The organism is Streptomyces sp. NBC_00490 (genome assembly GCF_036013645.1).
In the GTDB taxonomy this organism is placed as follows: Bacteria; Actinomycetota; Actinomycetes; order Streptomycetales; family Streptomycetaceae; genus Streptomyces; species Streptomyces canus_F.
Map to the genome: position 1 here is coordinate 5,010,490 of NZ_CP107869.1, position 18,751 is coordinate 5,029,240.

At 70.3% G+C, this 18,751-nt stretch carries 18 protein-coding genes; 10 read left to right on the forward strand and 8 right to left on the reverse strand.

Annotated elements, in window-relative coordinates; genetic code table 11:
- Positions 1-35: 35 nt before the first annotated feature.
- The 9 genes from OG381_RS22630 to OG381_RS22670 all read left to right on the forward strand — a co-directional run bounded on the left by OG381_RS22630 (position 36) and on the right by OG381_RS22670 (position 9,410).
- The gene (locus tag OG381_RS22630) at positions 36-815 is read left to right on the forward strand and encodes a winged helix-turn-helix transcriptional regulator (protein WP_046258722.1); all 780 of its coding nucleotides are present in this window, start codon (positions 36-38) and stop codon (positions 813-815) included.
- 84 nt (positions 816-899) lie between these two features.
- A complete protein-coding gene (locus tag OG381_RS22635; RefSeq protein WP_327717908.1) occupies positions 900-1,922 on the forward strand; it encodes a LacI family DNA-binding transcriptional regulator in 1,023 nt (340 codons plus the stop codon).
- Positions 1,923-2,120: 198 nt separating this feature from the next.
- Positions 2,121-3,275, forward strand: a complete 1,155-nt coding sequence (locus OG381_RS22640; protein ID WP_327717909.1) for a S1C family serine protease — start codon at positions 2,121-2,123, stop codon at positions 3,273-3,275.
- Positions 3,276-3,303: 28 nt separating this feature from the next.
- A complete protein-coding gene (locus tag OG381_RS22645) occupies positions 3,304-3,480 on the forward strand; it encodes a hypothetical protein (RefSeq protein ID WP_327717910.1) in 177 nt (58 codons plus the stop codon).
- Positions 3,481-3,570: 90 nt separating this feature from the next.
- Positions 3,571-4,308 (forward strand): response regulator transcription factor, encoded by a 738-nt coding sequence (locus OG381_RS22650; RefSeq protein ID WP_307028935.1) that lies wholly within the window; start codon positions 3,571-3,573, stop codon positions 4,306-4,308.
- Positions 4,305-5,780 (forward strand): sensor histidine kinase, encoded by a 1,476-nt coding sequence (locus OG381_RS22655; protein ID WP_327717911.1) that lies wholly within the window; start codon positions 4,305-4,307, stop codon positions 5,778-5,780. Before OG381_RS22650 ends, OG381_RS22655 begins: the two co-directional genes overlap by 4 nt.
- A 133-nt stretch (positions 5,781-5,913) precedes the next feature.
- The gene (locus OG381_RS22660) at positions 5,914-6,771 is read left to right on the forward strand and encodes a hypothetical protein (RefSeq protein WP_327717912.1); all 858 of its coding nucleotides are present in this window, start codon (positions 5,914-5,916) and stop codon (positions 6,769-6,771) included.
- A gap of 88 nt (positions 6,772-6,859) precedes the next feature.
- Complete coding sequence (locus OG381_RS22665; RefSeq protein WP_327717913.1) at positions 6,860-8,917, forward strand: pectinesterase family protein; 2,058 nt, start codon at positions 6,860-6,862, stop codon at positions 8,915-8,917.
- A gap of 46 nt (positions 8,918-8,963) precedes the next feature.
- Complete coding sequence (locus tag OG381_RS22670) at positions 8,964-9,410, forward strand: hypothetical protein (RefSeq protein WP_327717914.1); 447 nt, start codon at positions 8,964-8,966, stop codon at positions 9,408-9,410.
- On the opposite strand, the gene OG381_RS22675 is transcribed toward OG381_RS22670, so the two are convergent.
- The 4 genes from OG381_RS22675 to OG381_RS22690 all read right to left on the reverse strand — a co-directional run bounded on the left by OG381_RS22675 (position 9,328) and on the right by OG381_RS22690 (position 13,534).
- Positions 9,328-11,124 (reverse strand): ABC transporter ATP-binding protein, encoded by a 1,797-nt coding sequence (locus tag OG381_RS22675; protein WP_327717915.1) that lies wholly within the window; start codon positions 11,122-11,124, stop codon positions 9,328-9,330. The genes OG381_RS22670 and OG381_RS22675 overlap by 83 nt on opposite strands.
- An 83-nt stretch (positions 11,125-11,207) precedes the next feature.
- Positions 11,208-11,333: a hypothetical protein gene (locus OG381_RS22680; protein ID WP_327717916.1), complete on the reverse strand. Its 126-nt coding sequence runs from the start codon at positions 11,331-11,333 to the stop codon at positions 11,208-11,210.
- Positions 11,334-11,380: 47 nt separating this feature from the next.
- Entirely contained in the window at positions 11,381-11,503 is a 123-nt protein-coding gene (locus OG381_RS22685) for a hypothetical protein (protein ID WP_327717917.1), read from the reverse strand.
- Positions 11,504-11,725: 222 nt separating this feature from the next.
- Positions 11,726-13,534 carry a bifunctional metallophosphatase/5'-nucleotidase gene (locus OG381_RS22690; RefSeq protein WP_327717918.1) on the reverse strand — a complete coding sequence of 603 codons (1,809 nt, stop codon included), beginning with the start codon at positions 13,532-13,534 and terminating at the stop codon, positions 11,726-11,728.
- Between the two features lie 159 nt (positions 13,535-13,693).
- Here OG381_RS22690 and mshD point away from each other — a divergent pair, with 159 nt between their 5' ends.
- Positions 13,694-14,620: a mycothiol synthase gene (mshD, locus tag OG381_RS22695; RefSeq protein ID WP_327717919.1), complete on the forward strand. Its 927-nt coding sequence runs from the start codon at positions 13,694-13,696 to the stop codon at positions 14,618-14,620.
- Positions 14,621-14,820: 200 nt separating this feature from the next.
- Here the strand turns inward: mshD and OG381_RS22700 are convergent, their stop codons facing one another.
- From OG381_RS22700 to OG381_RS22715, 4 genes are read right to left on the reverse strand one after another with little or no spacing between them, the layout of a single operon-like run.
- Positions 14,821-15,501: an ABC transporter gene (locus OG381_RS22700; protein WP_327717920.1), complete on the reverse strand. Its 681-nt coding sequence runs from the start codon at positions 15,499-15,501 to the stop codon at positions 14,821-14,823.
- A gap of 43 nt (positions 15,502-15,544) precedes the next feature.
- On the reverse strand, positions 15,545-17,062 hold the full coding sequence (locus tag OG381_RS22705) for an ABC transporter permease (RefSeq protein WP_327717921.1): 1,518 nt from the start codon (positions 17,060-17,062) through the stop codon (positions 15,545-15,547).
- Positions 17,059-17,919, reverse strand: coding sequence for an ABC transporter ATP-binding protein (locus OG381_RS22710; RefSeq protein WP_327717922.1), 861 nt, complete (start codon positions 17,917-17,919; stop codon positions 17,059-17,061). The genes OG381_RS22705 and OG381_RS22710 overlap by 4 nt, the downstream gene beginning before the upstream one ends.
- Positions 17,916-18,728, reverse strand: coding sequence for a zf-HC2 domain-containing protein (locus tag OG381_RS22715; protein ID WP_327717923.1), 813 nt, complete (start codon positions 18,726-18,728; stop codon positions 17,916-17,918). The genes OG381_RS22710 and OG381_RS22715 overlap by 4 nt, the downstream gene beginning before the upstream one ends.
- Between the last annotated feature and the right edge of the window lie 23 nt (positions 18,729-18,751).

Here is an 18,751-nt window from a genome sequence, read left to right on the forward strand (position 1 = left end):
CAAGACCTCGCCGGGACCGAGGAGGAACCAGCCGTATGAGTTCTCTGCTGCTCCTGACCAATGCCCTCCAGCCGTCGACGGAGGTGCTTCCCGCTCTCGGCCTGCTTTTGCACAACGTGCGAGTGGCCCCGGCAGAAGGCCCTGCCCTCGTCGACACCCCTGGTGCCGACGTGATCCTCATCGACGGCCGCCGCGATCTGCCACAGGTCCGCAGCCTGTGCCAGCTCCTGCGCTCCACGGGGCCGGGCTGTCCGCTCATCCTCGTCGTCACCGAGGGCGGCCTCGCCGCCGTCACCGCCGACTGGGGCATCGACGACGTCCTGCTCGACACCGCCGGGCCGGCCGAGGTCGAGGCACGACTGCGACTGGCCATGGGCCGGCAGCAGATCGTCAACGACGACTCCCCCATGGAGATCCGCAACGGCGACCTCTCGGTCGACGAGGCGACCTACAGCGCCAAGCTGAAGGGCCGGGTCCTCGACCTGACCTTCAAGGAGTTCGAGCTCCTCAAATACCTCGCGCAGCACCCGGGCCGCGTCTTCACGCGTGCCCAGCTGCTCCAGGAGGTATGGGGCTACGACTACTTCGGTGGCACCCGGACCGTGGACGTGCACGTACGACGTCTGCGCGCCAAGCTCGGCCCCGAGCACGAGTCGCTCATCGGTACCGTCCGTAACGTCGGTTATCGATTCGTTACTCCGGAGAAGGGTGGGGCCGTCTCGGACGAGGCAAAGTCCAAGAGCGCCCAGCCAAAGGCGGAGGATGCGGACGAGACGGCCGCCCTGGACGCGGCCGAGGTCAATGCGGACGTCTAGCGGTCGTCGGAAACGCTCGGGCGGGGCACGGGGAAGCTCCTTCACGCCCTGCCCAGAGCGGGTCCATCCGCGTAGACTCCGCGCGTGGCCAAGGTAACCAGGGATGATGTGGCGCGGCTGGCGGGGACGTCCACCGCCGTCGTCAGCTATGTCATCAACAACGGACCCCGGCCGGTTGCCCCGGCCACGCGCGAGCGTGTCCTCGCCGCGATCAAGGAACTGGGTTACCGGCCCGACCGGGTCGCCCAGGCCATGGCATCGCGCCGCACCGACCTCATAGGCCTGATCGTGCCGGACGCGCGCCAGCCCTTCTTCGGGGAGATGGCGCACGCGGTCGAACAGGCCGCGTCCGAGCGCGGGAAAATGGTGCTGGTCGGCAACTCCGACTACATCGCCGAGCGCGAGGTCCACTATCTGCGGGCCTTCCTCGGCATGCGGGTCTCCGGCCTGATCCTGGTCAGCCACGCACTGAATGACAACGCTGCCGCCGAGATCGACGCCTGGGACGCCCGCGTGGTGCTCCTGCACGAGCGGCCCGAGGCGATCGACGACGTCGCGGTGGTCACGGACGACCTCGGCGGCGCCGAGCTCGCCACCCGCCACCTCCTGGACCACGGCTACGCCTACGTCGCCTGTATGGGCGGCACCGCCGAGACCCCCTCCGTCGGCGACCCGGTCTCCGACCACGTCGAGGGCTGGCGGCGCGTGATGGACGAGGCGGGGATCTCCACCGAGGGGCGGCTCTTCGAGGCGCCGTACAACCGCTACGACGCGTATCAGGTGGCGCTGGGTGTGCTGTCGGGCCCCGAGCGTCCGCCCGCGATCTTCTGCTCCACCGACGACCAGGCGATCGGCGTGCTGCGCGCGGCGCGCGAGCTGCGGATCGATGTGCCGGGTGAGCTGGCGGTGATCGGGTTCGACGACATCAAGGAAGCGGCGCTGGCGGATCCGCCGATGACGACGGTCGCGTCGGACCGGTCGGCGATGGCGCGGGCGGCGGTGGACCTGGTGCTCGATGACGGGCTGCGGGTCGCGGGTTCGCGGCGCGAGCGGTTGAAGGTGTTTCCGTCGAGGCTTGTTGTGCGGCGCTCTTGCGGGTGTGAGTAGGTTCGGCCGTCATTCGTCTGCGGCTTGTCCGTGGCTGGTCGCGCAGTTCCCCGCGCCCCTGGGTGGGTCTTCATGAGGTCTGTCTGAGAAGGTTCCGCTCGCTCCCTGGTCCGGCTTTATATCGGGCGAACGAGGTTCTCGGGGCGTTCTCAGGGAGCACTCAGGGAGCTCTCATGGTGGGGCGACAAGCTCAGTGCCATGACCGAGAGCTTCCGCCGCGACGGCGAGTACGAGCAGTACGCGAACCCCTACCAGGGCGCCCAGCAGCACGCCTCCTCCCCCGTGAACCCGGAGTGGCCGCCCCCGCCGGCGCAGCCGCCCGCGCCGCAGCCGGTGACCGTCGAGCCGGGTACGACCGTGTGGCCGGCCCAGCAGCAGCCGGCCTACGCCACGTCCGCTGACGGCGGCGACGGCAACGGCAACGGCGGCGGTACGGCTCTCCTCACCGCGGCACCGGCGGAGCCCGCCGCGCCGAAGAAGCGGACCCGGGGCCCCCTCGCCCTCCTCGCCGCCGTGGCGATCGTCGCCGCGGCGATCGGCGGCGGTACGGCGTACGGCATCCAGGAACTCACCGGCAACGACACGGTCACCTCCAGCAGCACCAGCACCAACGTCGTCCCGTCCTCCGCCAAGGGCACGGTCTCCGGGGTCGCCAAGGCGGTCAGCCCGAGCATCGTCGAGATCAACGCGACGCTGAGCAACGGCTCCTCCACCGGCTCCGGCGTGATCATCACCGGCGACGGCGAGATCATCACCAACAACCACGTCGTCTCCGGCGCCTCCTCGATCAAGGTCTCGACGAGCGACGGCAAGGAGTACACCGCCAAGGTCGTCGGCACCGACAGCGCCAAGGACCTCGCCCTGATCAAGCTGGAGAACGCCTCCGGGCTGACCCCCGCGACCCTCGGCAACTCCGACGGTGTCCAGGTCGGCGACCAGGTCGTGGCGATCGGCTCCCCCGAGGGCCTGACCGGCACCGTCACCAGCGGCATCGTCTCGGCGCTCGACCGCGACGTGACCGTCTCGACCGACGAGAGCCAGAGCCAGGGCCAGGGCGGCGGCAGCGGGCAGTGGCCGTTCGAGTTCGGTGGCCAGGAGTTCAACGGCGACACCGGTTCGTCCACGACGACGTACAAGGCGCTCCAGACCGACGCGTCCCTGAACCCCGGCAACTCCGGCGGCGCGCTGATCGACATGAACGGCAACATCGTCGGCATCAACTCGGCGATGTACTCCGCCGCGGACTCCACGTCCTCGTCCAGCGCCGGCAGTGTCGGCCTCGGTTTCGCCATCCCGATCAACACCGTCAAGGCCGACCTGGCGAAGCTGCGGGCCGGCGGCAGCGACAGCTGAACCCCCTCTGAGCAGCAGGGAGTACGTCATGATCAAGCAGGTTTCCCACCCGGTGGGCGGCGACGACCCGGCCGGTTTCGCCCTCGCGCTGGCAGTGGCGTACGAACTCAACGCGCCCACCGCGGCGGTCCGCGCCCCCGAGATCTCGACCGCGGCCGCCCGGCACGCTGCGAGGGTCACCCGGCGTCGAACGGTTCGCGGCTGATCCCCACCGTGTTCGACCCCGCCGCACCGAAACATGCGAGGCTGAGAGCAACCCGGCCCCGCCCCACCGCACCCCGAGGAACCGCGAGCGATGAGCCCCGCCGATGGCGACCGTGACCCCCAGCGCATCCTGATCGTCGACGACGAGCCGGCCGTGCGTGAAGCACTTCAGCGCAGCCTCGCCTTCGAGGGGTACGACACCGAGGTCGCGGTCGACGGCGCGGACGCGCTGGAGAAGGCGACGGCGTACCAGCCGGACCTGGTGGTCCTCGACATCCAGATGCCCCGCATGGACGGCCTGACCGCCGCGCGGCGCATGCGGGGTGCCGGCACGACGACGCCGATCCTCATGCTGACGGCTCGGGACACGGTCGGCGACCGTGTGACGGGTCTCGACGCCGGCGCCGACGACTACCTGGTCAAGCCGTTCGAACTGGACGAGCTGTTCGCGCGGGTCCGTGCGCTGCTGCGGCGCAGCTCCTACGCTGCGGCGAACGCGGGGGCCGCTGTTCAGGAGGACGAGGCGCTGACCTTCGCGGACCTGCGGATGGACCTCGCGACGCGGGAGGTGACCCGTGCGGGGCGGCCGGTGGAGCTGACCCGTACCGAGTTCACGCTGCTGGAGATGTTCATGGCGCATCCGCGCCAGGTCCTCACCCGTGAGCAGATCCTCAAGGCTGTCTGGGGCTTCGACTTCGAGCCGTCGTCGAACTCCCTCGACGTGTATGTGATGTACCTGCGCCGCAAGACGGAGGCGGGCGGAGAGCCTCGGCTCGTGCACACGGTGCGGGGCGTGGGGTACGTGTTGCGGCAGGGCGGGGCCGAGTGAACAGGGTTCTGCACCGGTTCCGGACGCTTCCCATCCGGGCGCGGCTGTCGTTGCTGGTCGCGGCGGCGGTGGCGTTCGCGGTGGCGGCGGTTTCGGTGACCTGTTGGTTCATCGTGCAGGGGAAGTTGTACGACCAGCTGGACAGTGACCTGCAGAAGTTGATGCAGGGGCCCAGGCAGATCCAGCAGATCGGCGATGCCGAGGCCGCCCTCAATTCCTGCACCACGAACCCGACGAACGGCGCTGGCTTCAACTTCCGGAACAACTACTCGCAGGTGGTGACGGACAGCGGCAAAGTCTGTGTCTTCGACGGCTCCACGGGCACGATCAAGGTCACTCAGGCCGACAAGAACGTGATCGAGAGGGCCGACAGCGACCGGCTCTACTTCCGCACAGGAACGGACGAGGACGGCAACGCGGTACGTGTGGTGACCCGTTATCTGGGTCCCACCACCACCGGCACCGGCGACGCCGGCCCCAACGTCGGGATCATCGCCGCCGTCCCCCTCAAGGGCACCCAGTCCACCCTCAACGAACTCGCCCTCATCCTCCTCCTCGTCTCCGGCGTAGGAGTCCTCGGTGCCGGAGCCGCCGGGCTCGCCGTGGCCCGCGCGGGGCTGCGTCCCGTCGACAAGCTCACCGAGGCCGTCGAGCACGTGGCCCGTACCGAGGACTTGAGTGTCCGTATCCCCGTCGAGGAGGACTCCGAGGACGAGGTGGCCCGGCTCTCGCGGTCGTTCAACTCGATGACCTCGTCCCTCGCCAGCTCCCGCGACCTCCAGCAGCAGTTGATCGCGGACGCCGGCCACGAACTCCGTACCCCCCTCACCTCCCTCCGCACCAACATCGAGCTCCTGACCCGCAGTGAGGAGACCGGCCGTCCCATCCCCGAGGCGGACCGCAAGGCGCTGCTTGCCTCGGTGAAGGCGCAGATGACCGAACTGGCGGCGCTCATCGGCGACTTGCAGGAGCTGTCGAGGTCGGAGGGGCAGCGGGGGGAACGTGTGCAGGTCGTCTCGCTGGAGGACACCGTCGAGTCCGCCCTGCGTCGCGCGCGGCTGCGCGGCCCCGAGCTGACCATCGACGCCGACCTCCGGCCCTGGTACGTCCGTGCCGAGCCCTCCGCTCTGGAACGTGCCGTGGTCAACATCCTGGACAACGCCGTGAAGTTCAGCCCCGAGGGCGGCTCGGTCGAGGTCCGGCTGACCTCCGACGGCACCCTCACCGTCCGCGACCACGGCCCCGGCATCCCCGAGGACGAACTCCCGCACGTCTTCGACCGTTTCTGGCGCTCACCGAGCGCCCGCGCGCTCCCCGGTTCGGGCCTCGGTCTCTCCATCGTCGCCCGCACGGTGGAGCAGGCCGGCGGCCAGGTGACGCTGGGGCACGCGCCGGGCGGCGGCACCATCGCGACCGTGCACATGCCGGGTGCGCCCACTCCTCCGCCGGAGAATCCCGCCGCTGGACAGTGACGGCCAAGCTGTCAATGTCCTGTCAAGGCTCCCGCGTTTTCGACCCTACTCACGGGTTCTCTGCCACCTTCCTGAGCTGTCGAACAGATGCCCCACGCGTCTGTCCTCAACGCTCAGGAGTGAAGAACCCCCCATGCGCACGTTTCGCACATCGGCTCTGAAGAAGAGCGCCCTGGCCGCCGCGTCCGTGGCCCTCGCCGTCACCGGACTGCTGGCCGGTTCCGGCGCCGCGCAGGCCGCCGGCCCCGGCGGCGCCCAGAACGTCCGGGGTGTGGACCCCGGGAACACCGACGTCATGCTCGACCGGCTGTGCGGCCAGGAGACCAGCCTGACCGGGGTCTACGGCGCCTACAACGTCGACACCGGCGAGTTCAAGACGCAGGACGAGTACCTGCGGGACGTCGTCGGGCTGTGGGTGCCCGCCGGACCGTGGGAGCTGTTCCGCGGCTGGTGCGGGTACGCGCAGGCGTCCACCTGGTCGGTCAAGGGCGAGCCCGTCCGCACTTCCGAGTGGACCGGCAACCACGGCACGACGGAGGACAAGGTGACCTTCGTCAGCGGCTACAGCACCAAGACGTTCGCCAAGAAGAGCGTCGGCGCCAACATCAGCCTCTCGCTCGCCAAGAGCATCTTCTCCGGCACCGTGGGCGGCAGCGCCGGCTACGAGTGGGGCTGGGAGAAGAGCTCGTCCTTCGAGCGCCGCAGCGAGAAGTCGATACCGCCGTGCACCCAGGTCGCGACGACCTGGACGCCGTACCAGCGCGTGGTCCGCGTGAACCCGGTCTTCTACGTCGAGGACTACCAGTGGAACAAGGGCGACGGCGAGGTCACCGCGCACACCTGGCGTGGCCGGGACGCGAGCTGGAAGACGATCTACTCGTACGGCTACTACATCGACGGCGTCTCCGACAAGCTCCTGCCCAACGGCCAGCCGGACGGCCGTGAGGACAAGTGGCAGGAGAACCTCGACCCCAAGTCCTGCGCCAAGTAGCCGGACTGGCCGGTTCGCGCGGCAACCTTCCGTGCGGGGGCGGCGACTGCACTGCGGTCCCTACCCCCGCACGGAACGGAATCCCCCCATGAGTGAGATCCGCGGCAAGGCCCGCCACCGCCGGAGGAAGACAGCCCTCGCGGTGGGCGTCCCGCTCGCTCTGACCGCCGCCGGCGTCACGGCGTACGGCTCCCTCCCGGGCACCCAGTCCCACGCGTCCGCCGCCACCGCCGCGGCCCCCGCGTGGGCGACCGCCACCGCCGACGGCTTCGCCTCGGTCAACGCGCTGGGGCAGAACGGCACTTACGGCGGGCGCGACGGGCAGACCGTCACCGTCAAAACGCTCGCGGACCTGGAGAAGTACGCGACCGCGGCCGAGCCGTACGTCATCGTCGTCGCCGCGACCATCAACATGAACCCGGTCGGCAAGGAGATCAAGGTCCGGTCCGACAAGACCATCGTCGGGGCCGGGACCTCCGGGCACATCGTCGGCGGCGGGTTCTTCCTCGGGTCCGGCGTGCACAACGTGATCATCCGGAACCTGACCATCCGGGACGCCTACCAGGGCATCTGGAACGACAAGGACCACGACTTCGACGCCGTCCAGATGGACGGTGCCCATCACGTCTGGATCGACCACAACGATCTGCGGCACATGGCCGACGGGCTCATCGACGTCCGCAAGGACAGCACCTATGTGACCGTCTCCTGGAACAAACTCAGCCAGGACAACAAGGCGTTCGGCATCGGGTGGACGGAGAACGTCGTCACCGACATCACCATCCACCACAACTGGATCCGCGAGACCGAGCAGCGCAACCCGTCGACGGACAACGCCGCGCACGCGCACCTCTACAACAACTTCCTCGAGGACGTCGCCGACACCGACATCAAGTCGTCGTACGGCAACTACTCGCGCGGCGCCACCAAGATGGTCCTGGAGAACTCCTACTTCCAGGGCGTCAACAACCCCGTCATCAAGGACAGCAGCGCGACGATCGCGCAGAAGGGGAACACCTTCGTCGGCACCAGCGGGCGCAACGAGAGCGGGGGTACGGCTTTCGACCCGAAGACGTACTACGCCTACACGCTCGACAAGACGGCCGACGTACCGGCGCTTCTCAAGTCCGGTGCGGGACCCCGGAGTTCGATCGGTACGACGGCGACCGCCTCGACGAAGGCCGCCACCGCCACCACGCTCACCGTCGCCAAGGACGGCAGCGGGCAGTACTCGACCGTGCAGGCCGCGGTGAACGCCGTACCGGCGGGCAACTCCTCCCGCGTGGTGATATCGGTGAAGCCGGGGACATACCGCGAGCTGGTCAAGGTGCCGTCCAACAAGCCGCACGTCACCATCCAGGGGTCGGGCGCCAGCCGTAAGGACACGGTGATCGTCTACAACAACGCGTCGGGCACGCCCAAGCCCGACGGCTCCGGCACCTACGGCACCGGCGGCAGCGCCACCGTCGCCGTCGAGGCCGACGACTTCCAGGCCCGCAACCTGACCGTCTCCAACGACTTCGACGAGGCCAGCCACCAGGACATCGCCAATCAGGCGGTCGCCCTGCGCACCGCCGCCGACAAGGTGTTCCTCGACGGGATCATCGTCAGCGGCGACCAGGACACCCTGCTCGTGGACACGGCGGCGAAGGACAAGCTGGGCCGGGTCTACATGACCAACTCCTACGTCATCGGCAACGTCGACTTCATCTTCGGCCGGGCCACCACGGTGATCGACAAGTCCGTCATCACGCTGAAGAAGCGCTGGAACGGCACCTCGGCCGGTTACGTCACCGCGCCCAGCACCGCCGCCGACCGCAAGGGCATCCTCATCGCCAACTCGACGGTGAACGGGGACGTCTCGGCCGCGAGCTTCTACCTGGGCCGCCCCTGGCACGCCGGCGGCGACACGACCCTCGACCCGCAGACCACGGTCCGGAACACGTCGTTGAGCGCTGCGATCAAGTCCACGCCGTGGACCGACATGAGCGGCTTCTCCTGGAAGGACGACCGGTTCGCCGAGTACAAGAACACCGGCGCCGGTTCCGGCAGCGCGAGCGGTGACCGGCCCCAGCTGACCGACTCCCAGGCCACCGGCCAGGAGGTCGCCGACTGGCTCGGCGGCTGGACGCCGACCGCTTCCTGACGCACGGGTCCCCGTCCTACGATCAGCGCGACCACGGGGAGGGATCATGGGCGGGGACATCATCAGGGAGTACCGCAGACGGGGGCCGGCGTGGAAGGCGGCCGCCGCCGTCGCGCTCTTCTTCGCGGCCGGCGTCGGGGAAATACTGCTCAGCGGGGTGCCGTTGTGGCCCGCGGTGGCCCTGGTGACGGTCCTGCTGCTCTCCAACGGCTATATGGCGCTCGCCCTGCTGCGGGCCCGTACCGTCGTACGGCCCGGCGGGATCACCTCGTACAGCGCCCTGCGCGTGCGGAAGTGGACCTGGCACGACATCCAGGACCTGCGCGTCGAGAACGCCCCGCAGGAGTCCAGTCTCCGCTTCATCACCTGCCTGTACGACACGACGGGCCGCCGGACCGCGCTGCCCTTCGTCAACGACCGGTGTGTGACAGACCTGAACGCCGAGACCGAGTTCCTGCGGGGTGTCCTGGCGGGCGGCCGGAGGGTGGCATAGCCAGCCGGGCGTATGTCCCGCCGCGCTCCACGAGTTCGTCGTGCGTGCCGGCCTCGACCAGCCGGCCCTCGTCCACGACGAGGACGCGGTCGGCGTCGGGGGCGAGGCTCAGATCGTGGGTGATCATGATCGTCGTACGGCCGGACATCAGGTGGCGCAGCGGCCGCACGATGCGGCGGGCGGCCACCGAGTCGAGGCCGGTGGTGGGTTCGTCGAGGATCAGGACGGGGGCGGCGCGCAGCATCGCGCGGGCGATGGCGATCCGCTTGAGCTGGCCGCCGGAGAGAGCGGCGGTGCCGGGGGCGATGACGGTGCCATAGCCGCCGGGGAGTTCGGCGATGAACTCGTGCGCCGCGGCAGCCCGCGCGGCCCGCTCGATGTCCTCGTCGGTGGCGCCGGGGCGGCCGCACTCGATGTTCTCGCGGATCGTGCCGTGCAGGACGAGCGTCTCCTGCGGCAGCAGCGCCACGTTCTCGCGCAGGAATTCCAGGGGTACGTCGGTCAGCGGGACGCCGTCCAGGCAGAGCACTCCGGACGAGGGGTCGTAGAAGCGGAGCAGCAGCTTGGCGAGGGTGGACTTGCCGGCGCCGCTCGGGCCGGTGACGAGGACGAGTTCGCCGGGGGCGGCCTGGAAGGTGACGTCGTACAGGGAGTCCCTGGCGGCGCCGGGGTAGCGGAAGCCGGCGCCGTGGACGCTGACCCAGCCGCGTACCGGCCAGTCCCGGACCGGTTCGGCGGGGTCGGTGACGGCGGGTTCGGCGTCGAGGATCTCGCCCAGCCGCTGGGCGCCCGCGGTGGCGGCGGTGAGGGTGAGGCCGAGTTGGCCGAGGTTGCGGACCGGTGGGTAGAGGTAGCCGATGAACGCGGCGAAGGCGAGGAGCCGGCCGAGGGTCATGCGGTCGGCGGAGATCTCCCAGACGCCGAGTCCGATGACGGCGAGGACGCAGACCGTCTCGACGACCTCGACGAACTGTTCGTACATCTCGCTGAGCCGGGCCCCGCGCACGGATGCCGTCATCCAGGCGCGGGCCTCGCGGTCGAGCCGCTTCTCCTCGTCGGCGCGGCGGTTGTAGGCCTGGGTCAGCACCACATTGCCGAGGGACTCCTCGACGACGGAGGTGATGGCGCCGTCGGCGGTCCGCTCGTCCTGGGAGGCGCTCTTGATGCGGCCGGCGAAGCGGCGGGCGGCCAGCAGGAACAGGGGGGCGAGGACGAAGGTGACGAGGGCCAGGTCCCAGCGCAGACACAGGGCGGCGGCGGAGTAGAAGACGGCGGAGAACGCGGCGGCGACGGTACCGACGACCCCGGACACCACCATCTGCTCGATGGCCTCGACATCACCGGTGAGCCGTTCGACGAGGTCGCCCTGTCGGTGCTTCTGGAAGAAGTGCGGGGGCAGGTCCTGGACGTGCCGGAACACCTTGGCCCGCAGGCGGAGCACGAATCTCTCGGCGGTCCAGGCGGCGAGCGAGTTGCCGAGGTAGCCGACCAGCGCGCCGAGCGCGGCGACGGCGAGCCAGGCGCCGGCCGGGCCCCAGAAGGCGGACAGCGAACCGGCCTTCAGGGCGGTGTCGGTCAGCTCTGCGAACAGCAGGATCGAGGCGGTCTCGGCGAGCGCGGACACCACCACGCACCCGACGATCGCCACCAGCCACCTGCGGTCACCGCGGGTCAGCGGCCAGAAGCGGCGGAAGGCCTCGCGGACTTCCCTCATGGTTGCTCCCTTGCAGTACGGGCGGACATGCCCGAGGCGGGGCCACCGAGTCCCTGTCGGTGGCCCCGCCTCGTGGTTCGGCGTCAGCAGCCCTTGCGGGACACCGGGCGAGCGGCCGCCTTCTTCTGCCGAGGGGCCTTCTTCTTCGGGGCCGGGGCGGCGGGCTTGGTGTTCTTCTTGGCGACGGGGGCAATCTTGTGGAAGCTCATGGGAATTACCTTTCCGGTTATCAGGTTCAGATGATGCGGGGCTTGTTTCAGTTCTTATGGGAGACCGGGCGGCGTCGCGGGGTCACCTTCTTGACCTGGGCCTTCTTCTTGGGGGCCAGGGCGGGCTGGGGAGCCTTCTTGGCGACGGGGGCGACCTTGTGGAAGCTCATTGTCTTCTCCTTCGTGTTGTCCGGTGCCGTTCGCTTTCGACATGGAAAACACTACGGGACCGCAAACCCGAAAAAGGCCAATTCCGCTTAGACCTCGATGAATTGCGGCTGAGATCATTTTTCAGGCGGCACCCGGAACCAATACGCCACTCACACAGGTTTTAATACGCGAAGAGGCGGCCGCGTCGATATGACGCGACCGCCTCTTACCGCCCCAGGGGGTTACTTCAGGATCGTGATCCGGTTCGCGGCCGGAGGTGCGATCGGGCTCGTGGCCGAGGAGTTGGCCAGGAGGTACTGCTCGAGGGCCGCCAGGTCGTCCGTGCCGACGAGGTCGTTGGTGCCCAGGCCCAGCGTGGTGATGCCGTCGCCGCCGCCCGCGAGGAAGCTGTTGGTCGCGACGCGGTAGGTGGCCGCCGGGTCGATGGCCGTGCCGTTGAGCCGGATGGAGTCGACGACGATGCGGTCGGCGCCGGTCTTCGTCAGGTCCAGCGTGTACGTCAGGCCCGAGGAGGGCTGAAGGATCTTCGGCGAGGCCGCGTTGCTGCCGCTCACCTGCTCCTGGAGGACCTTGATCAGCTGGGCACCGGTGAAGTCCTGGAGGTTCACGGTGTTGGAGAACGGCTGGACGGTGAAGCCCTCGGCGTAGGTCACCACGCCGTCGCCCTCGGTCCCCTTGGCCGCATAGGTGAGGCCGGCCCGCACACCGCCCGGGTTCATCAGCGCGAGGTCGGTCTCCGGGTCGAGCTGCTTGCCGTAGGCGAGCTGCGCGTCGGCGATGAGGTCACCCATCGGGGACTCGGTGCCGGTGGAGGGGATGTCGGCGGAGATGTAGCCGATCGCGCGGTTGCCGATGGGCGCCGCGAGGGTGTTCCACCTGCTGATCAGCTCGGTCATGTCCGTCGCCTTGGCGACCGTCCGGGTGACCACGTGGTTCGCCGACTTCACGGCCGTACGGGCGATGTCACCCGTCCACCGGTCGTACGTCAGCGTGGTGTCCGTGTAGAGGCGGCCGAAGGACGCGGCCGAGGTGACCGTGCGCGGGTTGCCCGCCGGGTCGTTGATGGTGCAGGCGTAGGCGGCGTGGGTGTGACCCGTCACCAGCGCGTCGACCTGCGGGGTGATGTTCTTGGCGATGTCCACGATCGGGCCGGAGATGCCGTCGCCGGCGCCCGGGGCGTCGCAGTCGTAGTTGTACGACGCCGAGGCCGGGGCCCCGCCCTCGTGGATGAGGGCCACGATCGACTTGACGCCCTGGCGCTGGAGCTCCTTGGCGTACTTGTTGATCGTCTCGACCTCGTCCTTGAACTTCAGGCCCTTGACGCCCTCCGCGGAGACGACGCCCGGGGTGTCCTCCAGGGTCACGCCGATGAAGCCGACCTTGACGCCGTTCTTCTTCCACACCCAGTAGGGCTTGAGGATCGGCTTGCCGGTCTTCTCGTTCAGGACGTTGGCCGCGAGGTAGGGGAAGTTCGCCCCTTCGAACTCCTCGTCCGTGTAGCAGCCGGCGGTCGGGTGGCAGCCGCCCTTCTGCAGACGGGCCAGTTCCTTGGCGCCCTCGTCGAACTCGTGGTTGCCGACGGAGGTGACGTCCAGGTCGAGGCCGTTGAGCGCCTCGATGGTCGGCTCGTCATGGAAAAGTCCCGAAATGAGCGGAGACGCACCGACCATGTCGCCGCCGGCGGCGGTGATGGAGTACTTGTTGCCCGCACGCGCCTCGCGCAGGTGCGTGGCGAGGTACTCGACACCACCGGCGTCGATGGTCTTCGTCGTGCCGTCCGCCTGGAGTTCGGTGACCCGTCCGGACGAACCGGACGGCGGCTCCAGGTTGCCGTGCAGGTCGTTGAAGGACAGCAGCTGCACGTCCTGGTAACGACTGGGCGCCTTACCACCCGACTTGCCCGATTCGCCCGCCGCGGCCGTCGAGGGCAGCGCGGCGGCGAGAGCGCCGACGGTCGCGAGACCGGCGGCTGCGGCAAGGAGACGGACGGTCCGTCTGCGGCGGTGGTGCGGCTGGGATATGGCTGGCATACGCCCCCCCTGTGGGATGTCTGAATCACGTGGGCCCCGTCCGGCGCAGCCTAGAGTCAACGCGCGTAGCGCGACAGGGGTTTCCTGGTTACATCCTGGTTTCCCTTTGCCCTTTCCTTTGCCGCCACTTTGCGGGGTCCTCCCCGTACCCTCGTACGCATGACCAGCGACGACACCGCCCGGCACGGCACTTCCCGCTCGATCGACACCTACTCGGCGCTCTCTCCGGACCGGACCGAAGCGGTGCTGGCGCTCCTCGCGGAGGCCGTGCGCAGCGACGGGCAGCAGGCGGTGTCGGAGCAGGGGCGGCTGCAGCTGCGCGGTGGCGCACGCGAGGGGGTGTCCCATCTGCTGCTGACCGTCGACGACCAGCTCGTCGGCTACGCCCAACTGGAGGACACCGACCCGGTGGAGGCGCCGGCCGCGGAACTGGTCGTCCATCCCGCGCACCGCGGTCACGGCCACGGCCGGGCGCTGGGCTCCGCCCTTCTCGCCGCGTCCGGCAAGCGGCTGCGCGTGTGGGCCCACGGTGGCCACTCCGCGGCCCGGCATCTCGCCCAGGTCCTCGGTCTGACCCTGTTCCGTGAGCTGCGGCAGATGCGGCGGCCGTTGACGGGGCTCGAGCTGCCCGACCCCGTCCTCCCGGACGGCGTGACGGTACGCACCTTCGTCCCCGGTCAGGACGACACGGCCTGGCTCGCCGTCAACGCCGCCGCCTTCGCCCACCATCCCGAGCAGGGCTCCCTCGTCCAGCGCGACCTCGACGCGCGCATGGCCGAGTCCTGGTTCGACCCGTCCGGGTTCTTCCTCGCCTTCCGCGGCTCCGAGCTGATCGGTTTCCACTGGACCAAGGTCCACGCCACGGAGCAGCTGGGCGAGGTCTATGTCCTCGGGGTGAAGCCGGGTGCGCAGGGTGGGGGGCTCGGCAAGTCCCTCACCACGATCGGCCTGCGGCATCTGGCGGGGCAGGGGTTGCCCACGGCGATGCTGTACGTCGACGCGGACAACAAGGCGGCGGTGTCGGTGTACGAGCGGCTCGGGTTCGTGACGCACGAGACGGATCTGATGTACCGAACGGAGACGTGAGGGCGGGGGGTGCGCGCCGGGCGGTTCTCGCCCCCGCCGCCCCTACCCGTCCCGTCCCTGGGGGCTGCCGCCCCCAGACCCCCGCTTCGGCCCTGAAGGGGCCTCGTCCTCAAACGCCGGACGGGCTGGTTGGTCAAAAGCGGGGGTCCAGGGGGCAGCGCCCTCTGGGAGGGGAATGGGTAGGGGCGGCGGGGGCGAGATCACGCGCCCGACGGATCCGCCCGCAGCCTCCGCCGTCTCGACCGTTCCGGTGCGCACGCCGTCCACACCACCGCTGCCGCCACCAGCACCCACACCCACCGCTCATGGGACGCCGCCCACCGCTCGTCCCGCACCGCCACGAACATCGCCCACCGCCCCGGCAACGCCAGCGGCACCACGACCGCCGACGTGAGTACCGCCGCGGCCACCGCCTGCCCCGGCTCCGACGCCTCGTTGAAGCGCACGGCGACAGCGGCCGCCGCCAGGGCGAGCACAGCGGTCGCGGCGGCCTCCAAGGTGACGTCGCCCACGGGAGGACGTATCTCACCCGGCACGAGGAGCATCGCCACCGTCCAGGCCAGCGCCAGGAACGGGGCGACCATCGCCACCCGCAGCGCCTGCCGGAGCGGACGCGTCGTCGGCACCGAAGCGGTGGTCTCGCGGGCCGGGTCGTCCAGGAGGAACGCCAGGCCCAGCGCGAAGGCCAGCGCGGTCGCCCGCAGCAGATTCAGCGCCAGCCACTCGTCCACGTCGATGAGCCACCGCGCCGCCCCCGCGAGCAGCAGCCCCACACCCCCGGCGGCCCCCAGCGCCCGCCACGGCAAGGTCCGCAGGACGGGACCCTGCAATGCCCGCCACACCACCGCACTCCGCACCCGCGCCTCCCCGGCCCCGCTCATCCCCGACCTCTCCCCTCTCTCCACTCGAACGCCGGAGCCCGTGTCAGTCACACGAGTCGGCCTTCACCTTGGCGTTCACGCCGAGCAGTTCGGCCACCCGGGCGGTCGTCACCTTCGGTGCGGTCAGTTCCGACCACCGCGACTTCACCTTCGCCGCGATCTCGTCCCGCGGCCGCTCCAGCAGCTCGCGGACCACCGTCGTCTGGCCCTCCGTCATCGACATCGAGTTCGTCGGGGACAGCACGATCGCCGAGCCGGTCACGCTGTCGTCGAGGCGGACGCGCCTGAACTGGGTCATCGGGTCGGACTCCCAGGCCAGGGCGATCCACATGAGGGTGACCATGCGGCCGTCGCACAGTTCGCCCGCCGCGTCCTCGTCGCCCGCGATCAGTACGGCGGCGACGGCGGCCGAGAACTCGGGGACGCGGTTGCCGCCCCAGTTCGTGCCGACCGTCACCTGGTGGGCGGCCTTGGACGGGGTGACCGCCGCGTCGGCGTCGAGGCCGTAGGTGGCGTCTATCCGCTGACGGACGAGAAGTCGCTGGTCGTGTGCCGTGCCGCCCGCCAGGGACTGCACGTGTGCCACGACCGAGGCCCAGTCCGCCGTGCGGCCCCGCCACTCCGGGAAGGCGCAGTACCGCGATCCGGCCCGCTCCACGCAGGTCTGCACCTGCTCGGGGTGGAACGTCACCCGCTCCCGCGCCGCCGTCGTCTTCGCCGGCACTCCCTGTGCCTGGGCGGTCCCGCCCAGAACCGTCAGGGCCAGCGCTCCGACGAACAGGGCCCGTGCGGACCGCGCACGACCGCCGCCCAGCAGCACCGCGAGCAGCGCCAGGCTCAGTCCGAGTCCGGCGAGATAGACGGCGTGCCAGAGGGCGGGGCGGCCGATCAGGTCGGAGGGCAGGGTGTCGTTGCTCATCTCGCCCACCACCGGGTACAGCCAGCGGACCCAGCCACCTTCGCCTCCCAGCCCCGTGCCGAGCACGAGGAAGAAGAGGAAGACCACCAGCAGCAGCGGAGCCGCGAAGGTCGAGGCCACCAGCCGGGCCATCAGCACGCCGACCGCCCCGAACAGCAGCACCGTCAGCGGTCCCACCAGCAGCTCGCCGACCGAACCGTGCCCGAGGGCCCCGGACTTGAGGGCCTCCCAGCCGAACTGCCCCGTCACGCAGACCACGGTGAGCAGGACGGCCGGCCCGACGGACAGCAGATGCGCCGCCGTACGCCGCCCCGCCCCCATCACCAGCACCCCGAAGTGGCGTTCGGTGTCCCGCCGCCCGGACCGCAGCACCGCCTGGTTCACGGCCAGCAGCACCGCGAGGCCGACCAGCAGCGGCCCGCCCTGTGTGGCACGGTCGACGTTCTGCAGGGCCGGATAGCCGTCCGCGTAGTCCCGGGCGTTCCACACGATCCAGGCGGCGTAGGCCAGGAAGCCGACGATCACCGGAAGGCTCATCAGCAGTCGGCGCGCCTCGAACCGGGCGAGGGCGAACACCGCGGTCCAGGAGTCCCGTGACACGGTCCGCTCGGCGGGCGGGGCCGCCTCCATCACCGCGCTCATGCCGCCACCTCCGCAACCGCGCCGTCGAGGGTCAGCAGGTAGCCGTCCTCCAGGGTGGGTTCGAGGAGTTCGGCACCGGCGGGCGGATCCCCCACGTTGCGGAAGGAGCCCGTGCCGGTGCGCCACCCCGCCTTCGCTCCCGGGTCGCGTTCCGTACTGCTCCACACCCGTCCGGCGGCCCGCGCGGTCAGTTCGGCGGGGGTGCCGTCGAAGCGCACTCCGCCGGTCGCCATCACCACGACCCGGTGGCAGAGCATGGCCACGTCCTCCGTCTGGTGGGTGGACAGCAGGACCGTCCGCCCTTCGCCCGCCCGGGCGATCAACTCGCGGAACCGCATGCGCTGTTCGGGGTCGAGGCCGACCGTCGGTTCGTCCAGGACGAGCAGGCCCGGGTCGCCGACGAGCGCCGCGGCCAGCGCGACCCGCTGCCGCATGCCTCCGGACAGCTTCTTGATGCGCTTGGCGCGCACCTCGCCCAGGTCGACCTCCTCCAGCACCCGGCGCACCTCACGGTGGCGGGCGGCGCGATCCGTGAGCTCCTTCAGGATCGCCACGTAGTCGACGAACTCGAAGGCCGTGAAGTCCGGGTGGAAACCGGGGGTCTGGGGCAGATAGCCGAGCCGGCGCCGCACCTCCTGCCGCCCGCGGGTGGTGCTCGGGTCGTGTCCGAGGACCGTGAAGGCGCCCCGGTCGGCGGGCACGGCGGTGGCCAGCACCCGCAGCAGGGTGGTCTTTCCGGCCCCGTTGGGGCCGAGCAGTCCGGTGACGCCCCGTGTCAGCCGCAGCGACACGTCGTCCAGGGCGCGGGTTCCGCCGTAGTGGAGGCTGAGCCCCGAGGCGGAGACGGTGGGTGTCATACGGCACTCCTGTGGGAGACGTCGAAACGGTCACGTACGAGGTAGAGCAGTGCGACCGCGAGTGCGGCGACTGCGGCGGCGGCACCCTGGCCCGCCGCGGTGAACGGCACGAGCGGCCCGTCACCGCTCGCGTCCGCGACGATCAGCAGCGCGACCCACACCCCGCCGACGAGGGACGGCGCGAGGGCCGGGCCCAGCCGGGGGGTCAGCGCGAGACCGGTCGCGGTGAGGGCGAGCGCGGGCAGCAGCCAGGCCAGGGCGCGCAGGCCGTAGACGGGGAGTGCGAGGGTCGCCAGGCCGTTGAGGCCGAGGACGGTGGTGAGCACGGCGACGGTACGGATCATCAGCAGCCGGAATCCGTGCACCGGACTGACGACCGCCATCTCGTACGTCGGGTCCAGCGCGGGCCCGTACGCCAGGGCCACACCCGCGAGCGGCAGCAGCGGGGCGAGGGCGAGGAACAGCGTCGGCGAGTCCGCCGAGTACACCGCCCCGACCGTCGTCGCCAGCACGAACACCACCGCCGCCAGCCACGACCGGCGCAGCACCGGGGTCGCCGCGAGCAGCCGCGCGGTGTGGTCGGCGACCCCGAGCCGCACGAGCAGCCCCTCGAACAGTCCCCGCTTGGGCGCGTCGAGTTCGGCGTCGAGGCGCTCCCAGCCGGCGTCCACGGAAGGTCCGACGGAGGCGAGCACCTCCCGGCACCGCGCGCAGGAGACGAGGTGTGTGTCGGCGGACCAGAGCAGCGGGGGCGTCAGCTCACCCTGCGCATAGGCCCGTAGATCCTCTTCGGCCACATGCCATGTCATGCCGCCACCTCCTGTCCGTGCTC